The following is a 14,830-nucleotide window of genomic DNA, read 5'->3' as shown; positions in this document are numbered from 1 at the left end:
CTTTTTTATTTCACTGACAAAGTGTTGGTTTACGCTTTACCTAAGCCTTTCGCAATACGTTCACCGATATCACTATCAATGTTTTTCCAGTACTCAATGACGCGTGATAATACGGGCTCTTCAACGCCGTCACTCACGTGGCCGACCACATTCGAGACCAAACGATCACGCTGCGCATCATCCATCACTTCCCGAACTAAAATACCGGCCTGACCAAAGTCGTCATCATCTTCGCGTAGCGTGTAAGCTTCGCGTGTGAACTCACCACTGGCCGCCCATGTGGTGTCTTCTGGATAGTTTTCAGGATCAGCTTTCGGCCCACCTTTAGAATTAGGCGCATAAACAGGATCAGTGACATTTTGTACACGCATGGCCCCATCTTTACTATAACTATTCACAGGACATTTCGGCGCATTCACCGGAATCTGCTTATAGTTCACCCCTAAACGGTGGCGATGGGCATCAGCATAAGAAAACATCCGTCCCAGTAACATCTTGTCAGGACTAATCCCAATGCCTGGTACTAAATTGCTTGGCTCAAATGCGGCCTGTTCAATCTCAGTGTGAAAATCTGTCGGGTTACGATTCAGCGTTAATTGCCCCACTTCATGCAATGGATAATCATCGTGAGGCCAGACCTTCGTTAAATCAAATGGATTCAGACGGTATGTTTTCGCATCCTCAAAAGGCATAATCTGAACGTTCATGGTCCAGCTAGGATTGTTCCCTTCTTTGATCGCATTAAACAAATCGCGTCTGTGATAATCGCCATCTTTACCCGCCAGCGTATCGGCTTCGTCCTGAGTCAGAAAATCAATGCCCTGATTGGTTTTGAAGTGATATTTCACCCAAAACTTTTCGCCCTTATCATTCACCCATAAATACGTATGACTGGAATAGCCATTCATATTACGCCATGTTTTGGGAATGCCACGGTCCCCCATCAACCACGTCACCTGATGCGCCGACTCTGGAGACAAGGTCCAAAAGTCCCACTGCATATCATGGTCACGCATACCATTATCAGCACGACGTTTTTGAGAGCGGATAAAATGTTGGAATTTTAACGGGTCACGAATAAAAAACACGGGGGTATTGTTCCCCACCATGTCATAGTTACCTTCCGTCGTGTAAAACTTAATGGAAAAGCCACGTGGGTCACGCCAGGTATCAGGGCTACCTCGTTCACCAGCCACACTGGAAAAGCGCATTAATGTTTCAGTTTCAGTACCAGGTTGAAACACGGCCGCCTTGGTAAACTGGCTGACATCATGTGTCACTTTGAAATGACCAAACGCACCAGAGCCCTTAGCATGGGGTTGTCGTTCTGGAATTCGTTCGCGATTAAAGTTAGCCATCTGCTCAATAAGATATAAATCGTGAAGCAGAATCGGCCCATCACGACCAACGGTTAAGGAATGTTCATCACTGGATACAGGTAACCCGGAATCAGTCGTTGTTCTGTTGTTATTGTTTGTGCTCATGTTGTCTCTCCTTTCTTAATTAATAAGATTCTCTGAAAACCGTGCTGCATGCTTGAACCAAAACAGACTGTATTTGATTCGAATAGACTTTAATTACTCAAGCCTAACATGGACAGGTGAAATTAATATAAAACGGTCACCATTCTCTTGGTCACTATTTAACTTAAACTAATAAGTATCTTTGAATGATAGAAGTAGAATTTGGGCTAATGATGGCTGCGATTGAAATTCATTCCCTGTCAGTGGGTAATTCAAAATGTCACTGTAGCCGGGAATATGATGTTCATATTCATTATCCAGATTGTAAAACCCCATGGTCCAATCACAGAACTCCCGATGATCTATGGACCCCTCGTTTAAAATGAGAATATTTTTATGGCGCTTGTCACAGCAAATTTTCTCAAAAGTAAACTTCAGTGGCTCTTCCTCACCTTCCAGAACTTGCATAAACTCTTGGTTTTTATACAGGAGCTGTCCGGTAAGATTTTCTCTAAGGTTATTACCACGACATTCATCCAACAGCTCAAATAATTGCTCCTGAGAAAAGGCATGGGTAGCCGAACTGACATAAGTAATGGAATACAAAAGCACCTCCTGACTGAACTTATGACAATCAAGTAACATTAAGTCACTTCATTTTTAGATAAAGTTCACAGTTTTTGAGGTGAAAGTAACACCCTATCGACTTCTATGATTTAACGTGAGTTAAAAACGCGGTGAAAGAATTTCCTGTTAAACAAAAAAAGTAAGGGACAAACACCAATGCTCTCGACATCTGCCTGCCCCCTACCGAATAGACCTAATCTAGTTTATTGGCGTCACTTTTTCCCATTTAGCTGCACCAGCACCCCAGTAAACACGGCACGGATAAGGCGCATTTGTGCCGTAACAGTTATTCGCTCGAAAACTACTAAAATCAAACTTATAACCCTTTTCTTCCATACAGCGGTGAAGAGGTTCAATCTTGCTGTTAGGTAGATCCGCCCCTCTTCTTAAATCTTTACTATATCCGCACTCATTCATGTCTTTTATGGTTGAATCTTTATCACTACCTCGTTTATGCCAAGCATCCCAGAGGGGGTCTGGAACGACCTGATATAGGGAACATCCCGTCATACTACAGATAAAAATAGTGATAATAATTCTAGAGAAATAGTTCATTAGATACCTCCATGTATCTTAGTTTTGGAAAATAAACTGCTTGGGTAGATTGAATATATTCAAACGTCACAAAAATACGCTTTGGGATAGCGTTTGCATTGTTCAGTGTTGATAATTCGTTCTCGGGACTGTGGCTGACAACGTGTTAGGTAAGCATTTTTTATACAGTACTCACTATTAAGTCGTTTTTCAGTTTCTCGTTTAGGCACAGGTAAATCACAAGCGGGTATCGACTTACTCTCACATGGCGAGAAATCCCCAAGAAAAGTAAAGCCATCATCAAGCATGCAACGTTTGATCAGTAGAAGCTTACCGTTATATTCGTCAGGAGTTAATGTCTTCATTAAGGCATAGTTTTTTGACATCCAGATATCACTGGAGCCGCATTCTAAAAGTGCCTCATCACGTTCTTGACGTGTTAAATCACCTTTTTCCAGTTCCCAGTATTTAAGATACTTAGTTTATTTTTATATAACTGTAGTGATGGGATATTGTATTTTCTGACATAGTCCTCATCAATCTTTGGTTCTATAAGAACATATCCGCCCGCTCCATTCTGGCATTCATTGTTTCCTTCTTTTCCACAATCTTGTTGTTGATATACGGAGCTACATGCAGTGACAAACATATAAAAGATCAATGTAACTAGTTGTTTTTTTGTCATTTCTTTAGAACTTCCTTGTTATTACTTGCGGGTATTAAGATAAATTTAGCTTTCCCATCGGGACTATCTTGCCAATATTTCTTACTGGCACCATTAGGCTTTCCATCCCCGTAACTATTATGCACGGTGACATCAAAAAAGATCGATTTCAGTCCTTCGATAAAACTGGTACTACCATCAGGAGTAGTGCCACCAGTAGCTTCATTACCACCAATGAAAGTACCAACAAAATCGTCTTTGTGAACTTGAGCATAAACCCTACCATTCTGCTCAGAGTTTTTATTTAATAAATCTGCCATCTGTTGGTTATTAAATGCTGACCCGACTGTATAAATATTTACATATTGAAGAGTTGAACTTTCGTTAACATTTCTTTTATCTATTACTACCAAAGCATTACCTGTAGTCATCGCGCCTCGACTATGAGCATCAATAATCAATCCTTCTTTACCATAAGTCCCCATCACCTTAATATTTTCTTTAACAGCATTCGTAAGTCCAAAACCTTCGCTTTCAAGAAATTTCTGATAACCTGCAACCATTAGCTCCGACAAGGCATTATTGGTTAATGGGAAATGAATCAGATAGTCTGATTGATGATTTTGCAGTGCTAGTTTTTTTGCCGCATCGACTGAATTAAACATGCCGTTATTAAAAATATGTACCTTATTATCCTTACCGGGTTTTAAACTTTGCTTTTCCTCATCCGTTAATTTTTTCCATATCGCTTCATTATTTTCATCTTTGATCACTTCACCATTTTCATCACGCATCACTTCATAAAACTCGATCTTGGTAAGAAACATTTTTCTGAATGCTTCATCGCTAAACGCCGTCGCGGCCTCATAGACTAATTGTTTAGAAAGTTGCTCTGCTTCAGCCTTATCCTTGAGGAGTTCTATATCTGCTAGGTTGAGTTTTCGATGGGTATTATCATTATTTCTATTGATATCCGAGATCGTTTCTTCTGCTGTTTTGCCATATACAGCCAGTTGTTTGTCAGGATCGGTTAATGTGATCTCTGCAGGCGCGATTGCACTTAATGTTGAACTGGCATCATCCACACTGGCTTCACCTTTATTGCTTAAATTCTGAGACGCCGTTTTTAACACGCCATATTTTCCAGACAAGGCATCGGAGCCAACGTTAAACCCTTGTTGACTCACTTCAGCACTCATCGCATTTTCTTTATCTGTCGTATGTAAGGTGCCGGTAATCATCTGATTTTTGTCCGCTGAAGCTTGACTATCAATAAGTGCAGCATCTAATTCAGTATGAGCACCGACATGAATATCAAATCCCTCTTGCCCAGCCAGAATGGCCGTTTGTTCATTCACGCTAAGATAGTCACTATTCGATTTTTGAGTATTATGATGAAGGTTAAATGAAAACATGGATGTTCCTATTCCAATACCGACCCCCATCCCCGAATTGGACTCTTTACCTTTTAAATAATGACTGTCCTGTAAGCTGGATAAAGTTAAGTTGTTACCGGCATCAATAGAAACTTTCTCTCCTTTGGCTTGTGCACCAATCAAACTAAGGTCATTGCCAGTCGTTAGCGATAACGCTTTTGCAGCAGAGATGTGACTATTTTGATAAAACACACCATCACTATCGGTTTTGCCTTTTCCTTTGCTCATAGCCATATCAAGGCTCAAACCTGTATTCTCACCAATACCCAAAGAAAGACCAATGCTGGCGCTACTTGATGTCATTTTGGTTTTTTGCTGTTGCGTATTTTGACTGGCTAAAATATGAATATCCTTAGCAGCATCAATGGTGATATCACCATCCGCCAAAATATCGCTACCAATGACTCCCACATCCTTATCTGTTGCCGTTAAACGCACATTTTGACCTGCCCGAATGGTGCTCGCTTGTGAAGTTTGTGATTGGGTCTGCGTCTGGGTTTTACTCTCTGACTTACCGATACTGATACTTATTTTTATCCCTGAGGTGGATAAGGCTTCATCGGATTTGCCTTCATTGATAAGATCTAGCGTGTTCTCCCCCATCTCAATGAGTTGCTTAGATTGAACATAGGCCGTAATGCCATTCAGGACGCGATTTTTCTTTTTGTCCTCTTCCACACTTCCCAAAGCATGATGATACGCTTGGGTGGCGACTGAAATAGCCGGCGCCATTAGCGATAGTGACAAACCGCTTTGCGAAAACTCCGTTACCTGTTTTGTTTCGGTCTTATCATATAGGCTCGTGATATTGATATCTTTTGCCATAACATCAACATCACTTTTCGCTGCAATCAAATCACTGTTTTTTTGGTGAAAGGCTTCTCCTGCAACCATGGAAATATCGCCATTTAAAGCCCCTATAGTTGATTTACTGTGAACCAGTTGCTTGATGTCATTTTCCGTATTCATCTCTCGGGTGCCGATACTGATGCCTGCACCACCTGTGCCTGAAAGACCTGATTTTTTCTCTTTTATATAATGGGACTCATTAAATGATTGCTTTGTAGCCGTGATATTAATATCTTTTGACGCATTAAATTGAATGCCTTCATCAGCCAGAACCTGACTACCCTTCACATTGATATTCGTTGCAGAGTTAACAGCAATATTTTTGGCAGTTAATGAAGATGCCACAGATGTTTGCTGGCTGAATATATCTCTTTGTTGTTTTTTTCGAGTACTAAAGCCACTCGAACGATTAGTGTAAGTGGCAATATCTGATTGATAATGGGTTTCGCCATTTTCAATATTGACCTCTCTTGCCGTGAGTTCGAGCTTACCTTGTTGAGAATTAATATCTGCAGCTGTGATTTGCAGGGTATTTCCAGCCATCAAACTGACATCACCATTTGTACGGAGTGATGTGCCTCTATCTTTTTGCTCAGACATCTTATTAAAATCACGGCTATCAACTATGCTCAGATTTGTTTCTGACTCATTGACCGTGCCCAATGTTAAATTTTGTCCAGCAGATATCTGCGTCTGGCTCTGCTCTCCTGATAAATCGATATTCGCTGCATTAAGTGCAACATTACGCTGGGCATCAACGATTAATTGACCCGTTTCATCAGACACATAAAGATTGGCGTATCGCTTAATATTATCTCGTTCGAAATGGCTGTTAGCTTGATCCTGCTTACTGTGAGTCATTGAACTGCTGATATTGATATCGTTATCAGCAGCAAGTGAAAGTGAGTGATTGGCTGCTAAAGTGCCACCGTCCATCGTAATATCTGTCGTATTGATAGCAATAGACTGACTTTGAACATCTCCACCACGCTGTTGGTAACTCTCACTATCTAATGAAACGTTTTTTTGCCCTCTGATACTGGCAGAGTTAAATATTTGGCCTTGTACATCAAAGGTCACCTCATTCCCCGCCAGCAGACCACTTTCTGGAGCCAAGTCACCTGCTTCAGGCTTGATATACACTTTCGGTACCAAGGCAGTGATTACCTCGCCATTATCCAGTGTCAGCTCTGTATTCACTAACCAAACAATGTCTGTCGTTAATTGGGCGATTTGTTCCGCTGTCATCGCCACACCCGGTGTTAACTGAAGTGTTTCTGCCACGCTCACACCTGCATTCATCAATGCCATAAACTGTGTCTGCTGGTCGTTATATTCACTCAGGTAGAGATGCCCGGTTAACTGGGCAACTTGTTCGGTGACTAAGCGCTGCTCGATATAACCATCACCGAGACGTTTCATCGTATTGGCAGGATCAAAGGCGAGTCGTTGCAACATATAATCTGAGCTCAACCAATCTCTGTAATCCAGAAACTGTGGATCAGTTTCAATATAAAACTTCGTCGGTTTGGCGACGAGGCTGAACATGGCACTATTGATGACTGGAATCGTTATCGTTTGAGTATTAGCCAGGCTTTTGATATCAGCATGACTATCCTCGAACAAGCTTACCCCTAAATTAAACTCGGTGTTTTTGGGAGCTGGACTGTAGGGTGCTATTCCACCAAAATCGAGCTCTTCATCATTTCCATCCCAATCCCTGAACTGACGTGTACCGTTATAACTGACTCTTTTTTGTCCTGGTGTAGCAGTATTTTGTAGGCTTCCTCCTGAGATATTCAGCTTTTGACCTGCCACAATTTGGCTATCGCTATTGAGTACATCGCCTTTTATCTCAATATTACCTGCCGCAATAATTTTGGCGTGTGCAGAACTGATGATATGTGTGCTTTGTGTTTTAGCCGTGTAGTCGTAATAGGTATAGTCTTCGAAGTAGCGAATGATATTGCCGTTCTCATCGGTAAAAGGCTGGCCTTCTACATTATGGTTATGGATCAATGGAAAACGACTCACATCATATTTATGTGCCCAACCCTCAGGCTGCACTTCAATGATTCGCTCAATACTGTCTGTCACCCACTCAGTACTCATTCCAGCATTAAGATTTTTTAGCTCATCAGCATTTATCGCTATATCTCCTGAAGCCTCGATCCGCCCACCTGAATTAATCACCTGTTGAGCTGATGTCAATGCATCACCGATAGAGACGCCAGCAATCTGTATATTGCCCTGACTGACTATTTCCGCATTCTCATTATTAAAGAGAGTTTCGGTAGATATCGACACATTGTTTCTGGCAGCCAAGATAGAATTATTATTGAGTGTTGTTGTATTGAGCGTGGCGTTATCAGCATAAATACTTGCGTCTGGCTGATTGTTTACTGTCTCAGACTCTATAAGCAATTGACCAACATTGATTAGACCTTCATTGTCTATCCTCGAATCAGCCACTATCTGTAAATTGTCTGAGATAATTTCGCCAGAATCGGTATTTTGAAGTTCAGCCGTTGCGATAGAACCAGCACCTTCAGCTCTCATCGCACCAGAATTTATTAGGCGCCCATCTATTGTCAGCGTTAAACGTTGCTCAGCGATTATCTCTCCAGATTGTTTAACACCAACGCCGTCTTCTGTGCCGATTAAACGGATTTTGCCTGCATACATACCGCCGAGCTCACTGACATCGACACTAAAGTTAGGCTGGTCATCATCAGTATCCAGTTTAGTTATGATGTCGTTAGTGGTACTAACCCGGTTTTTCCCTGTGGTGACAGTGAGATTGTTTGCCCAGATATCGGCATTGACTGACACGGCTCTGGCCATCAGGTCAGTATAGGCTGTACCACTGTCATCTAGTCCAGCGCCATGAATACTGATTTTGCCTTCTTCCACTAGAAAACCATTCAATTGGCCATTATTCATCAAAGCTCGGCCAGTTGTTAACGTGCTTCTGTCTGCATTAATAAAACCACAACCATCGCAGCTGATACCAGCAGGATTAGCAATAACAAGCTGTGCTTTGCTTCCAGCAATTTCCATTGGTCCATTCAGATAACTGGGATGTTGTGAATTCACTTCATTCAGAATAATTCGGGCTGTGCCACCTGCAAGCAGACTGTTGCCCTGTACCCAGCCAGCCAGTTGCGTCTGTACGTTACCGGCGCTGTTATTAAGAATGACGCCTTTTTTGCTAACATCAAACTGGCTGTATTTATTTCTTGATACCCCTGCTGAACTGGGCGTCTGAATATTAACTTGTGGCAAACCATTTGCTGTTTGCGTAATGATGGCCTGTTGATTAGCCGGCGCAGATGGATCGACAGCAATCCCAGCCGCCAGAGCATCAGCACCATAAAGTGATGAACTAAAAAGAGCAGCTGTAATCAATAAGCTTAAATAGTTTTTATTGAAACGATCTTCCATGATCATATCTCCCTGAATCCGTTCAGTATTGATAGGTCAAATTAAATCCAAGATGTCGCCCGTCCTCAAAACCATCTGGTTTTGAAAAAGATTTTCCGGCAAACACATCATAAAAAAGGCCCTTCCATTGACCTCTGAATCCGACTACGCCGCCCACCAACGTTTGTCCTAATAGAAATTCTGCTGATGAACCGCTGACATGTCCCACATCTGCCCCTAAATACAACTGTTGCTGACGCTCTATGGGAAAAGTGATAGTGTTACGACTAAGCCAGCCACGTTCAGCAGATAAGGATTGCTCACCATCAAATCCTCTGACGGTGTATCGCCCTGCAATTGAGAACCTGTCCTGAGGCACCAATGGCGTTTTATTCCATTGAGCCTGCCACTCTGACTGCAACTGTATTTGATAGTTTGTTAATTGAACTGGCATAAACCAGTTGAAGTAGGCTTTAATAATTTTGGGTCTGGAAGTGCCTTCACCAAAGGCTTCCTCTGGTGCAGCAATAGCGTGAAAAGCACCTGTTCCTCGCTGATATGAAATACCTGCATCCATGGTGGATGTACCGATATAGCGACGGTAATCCACACCGGCAATCCAGCCAGCGCTTTTCCGGCGTTGAACCTCAATTTCAGTATCATCAATAAAGTTATTTGAACGTCGATGATAGCCGGTCAATGAAGTGGTTAATTTCGACAACTGATCACGATATAACACTCGGCTTAGAGCAAGCTGCTGCCCCTCGCTCTCTCCTTTGTAGACATAGGTCTGGTTGAGTCCAGCAACGCGTTGATCATATTCATATTCACTATTTGTAAATGCCACTAACCAGTAACCAAAAGGAAAAGAAACATGAGCAGTCTCACCCTGACTGCCGCCGACGTTCCCCTTGCCACCAAAGTCTTTATTTTTACTAAGATAGATAAGGTCATTGATTCCCAGCACATTATCCAAAGATAAGGTGGCGGAACCCTGAAAACGCCCTGTTGATTCATAACCACTATCATCAAATGACAGTGTCATCCTGAATGGCTTTGCCTGCTTGTGTTCAAATATCAGCTGACTATCACCAGGCTGACTGTTTTCCGTATCATCCGGTTTGATATCGATATTCGTATCCACAGTAGGAATACGCTTCATATTTTCCATTGCTTGCTCGAGATCTCTCACATTGAGCAAGTCGCCTTCACTACTCGGTAAAGCTGACCATAGTGTTAACCTGGACACCAAATTATCAGGATCGACATTACTAATACGTCCAGGAATAAGGCTATATACCAACTCGCCAGAGTTAAGATCCTGAGGCTCTATCAATATACGTGTCGTGATAAATCCTTTTTTTATGACACTGTTTTGTAGCTCTGCTCGGATTCGGTTAATTGCCTGAATTCCCAAGCATCGCCCCATGATCTCTGGATATTGATGCAAGACATCTTGAATAGCGAACTGAAATCTCGATGACTCACCACCTGTTAATGAAATCTCTTCAATGATAAAACAGGGGTCTTCATCTAAAGGTATATCGCCCGGACTGTCCACATTATCACGCTCAAGTCTGATGTCGGGTTTCCGTTCCTGATGCTGGCGTAGCGCTTCTAATTGCTTTTGTTGCCGCTGCTCTTTAGCTGCATCAATATCAGGTAATGTTTGTGAGAAAACAGGCAGACTCAAGGAAGACAGGATCAATGAAAAGCAGCATATAGCTATATGCCACAAGCATGTAATTGTCTTCATCGCGCCTAAACGCGATAAATATCAAATTGGAATTTACAAGGAAATTGATTCATTCTGACTGTCCTCCATGACGGTTTAGAAATATTTTTTCGCGCGCATCCATGCACAACATGATCAATCTAATCAAATCAAAAAATGATTTCTACTGCGTAAGAGGACAAATATTGCAGTTTTGTGACACCACTCACAAGGATAGTGATATCAAGTAGTATTTTGAGCCAGATCGAAATAGCTTACTTTCCGACATTCGGCCACAGTTTTGTAAGGCTACTTTTATACGTTTTTAACCTGCGCGCAAATATTCCTGAACGGTAGCGTGTAAACTTGGTTGTCTTGTTAGGCTACATGCACATCTATTGGCTGCACATTATCTAAGTTGATATTTTGCTTAGCTTGCCAGAGTTCATAGTTGTCTTGCATGCTAAGCCAACTTTCAGGGCTTCGCCCCAGTACTTTGGATAGACGTAAGGCCATTTCGGGCGTTACAGCACTTTTGCCTTTAACAATCCGGTTGAGTGTTGAAGCCGCGACACCAAGATGTGTTGCAAGTGTTCTGCAACTAATCCCATGTGGTTCCATGTAGATGGATTCAATAAATTCACCTGGGTGTGGTGGGTTATGCATAATCATTAGTGATAATCCTCATAATTTAAGATGTAAGCATTACCATCCTTGAATTCGAAAGTTACTCTCCAGTTACCGTTAACTGATATAGACCAGATATTGGCTCTTTCTCCTTTTAAAGGATGGAGAAAAAAACCTGGTAGATTAACGTCATCTATTTCTTGTGCGGTATGAATAGCAACTAACTGCATACGAAGTTTCTTTGCGTGCACTGCTTGTATGCCTGATGTCTTGCCTTTCTCGAAAAATAGTTTCAGACCTTTATGTTTAAATGACTTAATCATGAAGTAATTGTAGCGCGTTGCGCAACAAGGTACAACTAACGCGCCTATCGTCGCAAACTCCGGCGGAGCAACACAAAATCTGCGCAGTATTTACAATTAGTTTACTTTGCGAAATTCGGCCACGATTGGGTCAGGTTAATCTTAATAGTCTTATCTGGTCCAAATATCCTAGGTTATCAATATCTTGGTCTATAAGCGTTATCGCAGTTCGAGATCCATTAAAGTCCCATCACCTGGTTTGGTTGTAACACCAGCACGCACTCCAGATGCATTATTAACAGCTTTAAATTTGAATACCTTGATAAAGGCGCCGACGACTAGCCCTACCTCTAATTGACCAAGAAATTGACCCGGGCATACACGAGCTCCTAAACCAAATCCAAAATGGGTTAAATTTTTACGCGTTATGCCTCGACGCGTCAGCTCATCCCAGCGTAAAGGTGAAAAACCGTCTGCCGGATATCCAGAAACCTCTTTGCCCCAAAAAGCTTCGTTGCGGTTTGCATTCCAAATATCCAGTCGGATGGTGGTATTTTTGGGAATCATGATTTTTCTTGTATCGTCTAATTTAAGCCATGTATCGGCCGTGGCTTTCCGGGGAAAAAAATAAAGTGAGGGGGTTAAACGTAAGGTTTCATTCAAACACTGATTAAGCAATTTTGCTTCGGTTAAGCTTTCGGGGTCGTAAACATCAATGTCTTTTACTTCGCTATATATCATCTCTTGCAACTCAGGTTGTCGTGACAAATGAGATAACGTCCAAGTCGCAAACGATGAAGTCGCTTCTAAAGCCCCGGCTAAAAATACTCTGATATTGCTCCGCAATGCCTCTTCATCTTCAACTTTATCAATGAAGTTTTTCCAATGTCCTGACTTTTCGCCTCTGCCAGAAAGTGCAATGTCAGTTAAGTCCTCAAGGGCTTCCCTCCAACGCTTTACATCAGCTCCTTTTCCCGTAATAAATTGATGAATAGCCGAAAGGTTAGGTGCCACGGTATTAGTAATCATGTAATCAATTAACGAAAGTAACGCAGGGACATAACATTCGCGTAACTCCTTATAGTCAACCGAACCACCAAAGAAATTATTCACTAACATTTCCAACATGATAGGTTGAATTTCCTGTTCAATTTCGACGCGATAAATGTTTTTCTTACTCATCTTCTGCGCATCACGTAAAACGATTAATCGTTTCTCTATCGTTTTACGAAACGTTTTCTCAAACTCATGAAACTCTTCAGGTTGGAACAGAGAGCCTTTTCCAAAAGGCCCCGCTGACATCTGTTTTTGTTTTCGCCATACTTTGCCGTTTGCATATAGGAGAGAATTGACTCCGGTGACACGGGCAATTCCAGTCATGGGTGTCGTATCACGATTAAATTGTCCGGGCTTATCGCCTGTAGCAAGAAGAACAGCTCTAATGACGGCTGGATCACGCGTAATGAAAACCGGTGGCATACCCATCACATATAAATAGCGGTTATCACGCTCAAACAAATCAGGTGATTTAGCATTTGTATAAAAAGCATCGAAGAGTGCCAAAGGCGTTTTATAGTTCAAAAGATGAGGAAAAGGGAGACATGGCCGCCCTCTTTCAAATAGATATACACGTGACGGTAAAACATCACCCTTAAATGGATTAATATCCATGATTTGCTGCCAGATATTTTTAAATAAACGCATTTAATTACCTTGATGAAAAATGCAATGGGGTCTACTTCGAATTGCAGTTTTAATGAGGAAATTCAAGAACCAATACGGTCAGAATGTTTGATTTTTATAGGATGAATTTTTACTTCAAACCGCTCGGGGAAGTCTTTGAGCTTAACTAAATAGACTGAGTCATCTTCATCAGAAAAGAAAACAGCTTGATGGAAATTGTCACGTTGAATGAGATATTGTGGACAATCTTTTTTGAATAATCTTGGTAATCTGATCATGAGCAATCCTTGCTTAAATGACGATTAAAATTAATTTAATCTATATGTATAAAATCAAACGATATGATTCTATTGATTCCTTATCTACGTTGATTCTAATGGATTAAGACTTTTGCTTTAAACTCTCTCTTAGCATGCACAACACACTTAATTCTTCTTCTGACAAATTTTGATTGTCTTTTATTAAGTGTTTCACTTGATCTAAGAAATAATGTGCTGTCTTACCCTCAATATAATTATCAATGACTCTGGGATCAATATAAGCACTTTTTGCAACAGCTGGAGTATTACCCAGCTGCTCTGAAACACTCACGACCACGGATTTAATATTCTTATCAAGCGACGCTTGGTCTTCTTTGCTGACTGTACCGAGTTCATCAAAAGCCAATGCAGCGATCATAGTACCAGCCCATGTCCTGAAATCTTTCGCTGAAAATTCCTCGCCCATACACTCATGAATAAAATCGTTAAGCTCACTGGCTTCAACTTCTTTTTTATTGTTATTTTCATCATAGTATTTGAACAGGCGATAACCGGGAATATCGTCTAAGTTTTTAATAGCATTGGCTAATTTTTTATCTTCGACATGACGTTCTTGTTCCTGACCAGACTTACCCAGATACGAAAATATAATTTCGTCGTCATTAATTTCTACATGCTTTTTTCGTAACGTGGTTAAACCATACGTATTATTTTCTTCCGTGTATCTAGGGCTACCGGGTCGAAAATAGGCTTGATCCATTAGACGTAGCATGGTGGATAAGACTTTTTCTCTCGACATCTTACGTTTTCGTAAATGTTGGCCTGTGACACGCCGCATATGCTCTAACTGCTCAGCAAAACGAATGATACGGTCGAATTTTTCTTGGTTATGTTTTTCTTGAATATCAGGATTGTAAATATATTGTTTTCTATCTTTAGCATCCCTTCCTGTCGCTAAGATATCGGCTTTTTTATCCTCTGATATTTCAACATCAGTCCATGCCGGCGGTATGACCAAGCTGGTGAACCACTCTCTTATAGATTTATCTTTTACCGTTTCATTCTGTTCATCAATGTAGGTAAAACCCGTGCCATGTTTTCTTCTGTAGTACATATCCGTTATTTTCAATCAAATAGTCAGGGGATAGACCGTCTTTCACAAGTCAAAAAATGCCATTAATTCAAACATATTCTTTCGACTTCAGGTATTTAGGTCAGTGTAAGAATAGCTTACTCCCGTTATTCAGC

At 41.3% G+C, this 14,830-nt stretch carries 12 protein-coding genes; all 12 read right to left on the bottom strand.

The window, feature by feature from the left end:
• Window positions 1–29: 29 nt before the first annotated feature.
• Window positions 30–1,484, bottom strand: coding sequence for a catalase (locus QUE24_RS12565; protein ID WP_286304168.1), 1,455 nt, complete (start codon window positions 1,482–1,484; stop codon window positions 30–32).
• A 168-nt stretch (window positions 1,485–1,652) separates the two neighbouring features.
• Window positions 1,653–2,108, bottom strand: a complete 456-nt coding sequence (locus QUE24_RS12560) for a BLUF domain-containing protein (protein ID WP_286304167.1) — start codon at window positions 2,106–2,108, stop codon at window positions 1,653–1,655.
• A 180-nt stretch (window positions 2,109–2,288) separates the two neighbouring features.
• Entirely contained in the window at window positions 2,289–2,645 is a 357-nt protein-coding gene (locus QUE24_RS12555; protein WP_286304166.1) for a hypothetical protein, read from the bottom strand.
• A 59-nt stretch (window positions 2,646–2,704) separates the two neighbouring features.
• Window positions 2,705–3,010, bottom strand: a complete 306-nt coding sequence (locus tag QUE24_RS12550) for a hypothetical protein (protein ID WP_286304165.1) — start codon at window positions 3,008–3,010, stop codon at window positions 2,705–2,707.
• A gap of 53 nt (window positions 3,011–3,063) precedes the next feature.
• Window positions 3,064–3,309 carry a hypothetical protein gene (locus tag QUE24_RS12545; RefSeq protein ID WP_286304164.1) on the bottom strand — a complete coding sequence of 82 codons (246 nt, stop codon included), beginning with the start codon at window positions 3,307–3,309 and terminating at the stop codon, window positions 3,064–3,066.
• Window positions 3,306–9,017: a two-partner secretion domain-containing protein gene (locus QUE24_RS12540; protein ID WP_286304163.1), complete on the bottom strand. Its 5,712-nt coding sequence runs from the start codon at window positions 9,015–9,017 to the stop codon at window positions 3,306–3,308. Before QUE24_RS12540 ends, QUE24_RS12545 begins: the two co-directional genes overlap by 4 nt.
• A 22-nt stretch (window positions 9,018–9,039) precedes the next feature.
• On the bottom strand, window positions 9,040–10,752 hold the full coding sequence (locus tag QUE24_RS12535; RefSeq protein WP_286304162.1) for a ShlB/FhaC/HecB family hemolysin secretion/activation protein: 1,713 nt from the start codon (window positions 10,750–10,752) through the stop codon (window positions 9,040–9,042).
• 336 nt (window positions 10,753–11,088) lie between these two features.
• Window positions 11,089–11,382, bottom strand: a complete 294-nt coding sequence (locus QUE24_RS12530; RefSeq protein ID WP_286304161.1) for a HigA family addiction module antitoxin — start codon at window positions 11,380–11,382, stop codon at window positions 11,089–11,091.
• On the bottom strand, window positions 11,382–11,660 hold the full coding sequence (locus QUE24_RS12525) for a type II toxin-antitoxin system RelE/ParE family toxin (RefSeq protein ID WP_286304160.1): 279 nt from the start codon (window positions 11,658–11,660) through the stop codon (window positions 11,382–11,384). Before QUE24_RS12525 ends, QUE24_RS12530 begins: the two co-directional genes overlap by 1 nt.
• Window positions 11,661–11,858: 198 nt before the next feature.
• Window positions 11,859–13,343: a cytochrome P450 gene (locus tag QUE24_RS12520; protein ID WP_286304159.1), complete on the bottom strand. Its 1,485-nt coding sequence runs from the start codon at window positions 13,341–13,343 to the stop codon at window positions 11,859–11,861.
• Window positions 13,344–13,405: 62 nt separating this feature from the next.
• Entirely contained in the window at window positions 13,406–13,600 is a 195-nt protein-coding gene (locus QUE24_RS12515) for a hypothetical protein (RefSeq protein ID WP_286304158.1), read from the bottom strand.
• A 103-nt stretch (window positions 13,601–13,703) separates the two neighbouring features.
• On the bottom strand, window positions 13,704–14,711 hold the full coding sequence (locus QUE24_RS12510; RefSeq protein ID WP_286304157.1) for a DNA topoisomerase IB: 1,008 nt from the start codon (window positions 14,709–14,711) through the stop codon (window positions 13,704–13,706).
• Window positions 14,712–14,830: the final 119 nt, after the last annotated feature.

Origin of the sequence: Methylophaga marina (assembly GCF_030296755.1) — a bacterium.
GTDB lineage: Bacteria > Pseudomonadota > Gammaproteobacteria > Nitrosococcales > Methylophagaceae > Methylophaga > Methylophaga marina.
The sequence above is the reverse complement of the archived record's forward strand: the minus strand, read 5'-3'. Positions and strand labels throughout refer to the sequence as shown.

Bases quoted from the DNA above. Each gene is read 5' to 3' on its own strand.
- QUE24_RS12565 (WP_286304168.1), bottom strand. From the start codon at position 1,484: ATGAGCACAAACAATAACAACAGAACAACGACTGATTCCGGGTTACCT.
- QUE24_RS12560 (WP_286304167.1), bottom strand. From the start codon at position 2,108: ATGTTACTTGATTGTCATAAGTTCAGTCAGGAGGTGCTTTTGTATTCC.
- QUE24_RS12555 (WP_286304166.1), bottom strand. From the start codon at position 2,645: ATGAACTATTTCTCTAGAATTATTATCACTATTTTTATCTGTAGTATG.
- QUE24_RS12550 (WP_286304165.1), bottom strand. From the start codon at position 3,010: ATGTCAAAAAACTATGCCTTAATGAAGACATTAACTCCTGACGAATAT.
- QUE24_RS12545 (WP_286304164.1), bottom strand. From the start codon at position 3,309: ATGACAAAAAAACAACTAGTTACATTGATCTTTTATATGTTTGTCACT.
- QUE24_RS12540 (WP_286304163.1), bottom strand. From the start codon at position 9,017: ATGGAAGATCGTTTCAATAAAAACTATTTAAGCTTATTGATTACAGCT.
- QUE24_RS12535 (WP_286304162.1), bottom strand. From the start codon at position 10,752: ATGAAGACAATTACATGCTTGTGGCATATAGCTATATGCTGCTTTTCA.
- QUE24_RS12530 (WP_286304161.1), bottom strand. From the start codon at position 11,382: ATGATTATGCATAACCCACCACACCCAGGTGAATTTATTGAATCCATC.
- QUE24_RS12525 (WP_286304160.1), bottom strand. From the start codon at position 11,660: ATGATTAAGTCATTTAAACATAAAGGTCTGAAACTATTTTTCGAGAAA.
- QUE24_RS12520 (WP_286304159.1), bottom strand. From the start codon at position 13,343: ATGCGTTTATTTAAAAATATCTGGCAGCAAATCATGGATATTAATCCA.
- QUE24_RS12515 (WP_286304158.1), bottom strand. From the start codon at position 13,600: ATGATCAGATTACCAAGATTATTCAAAAAAGATTGTCCACAATATCTC.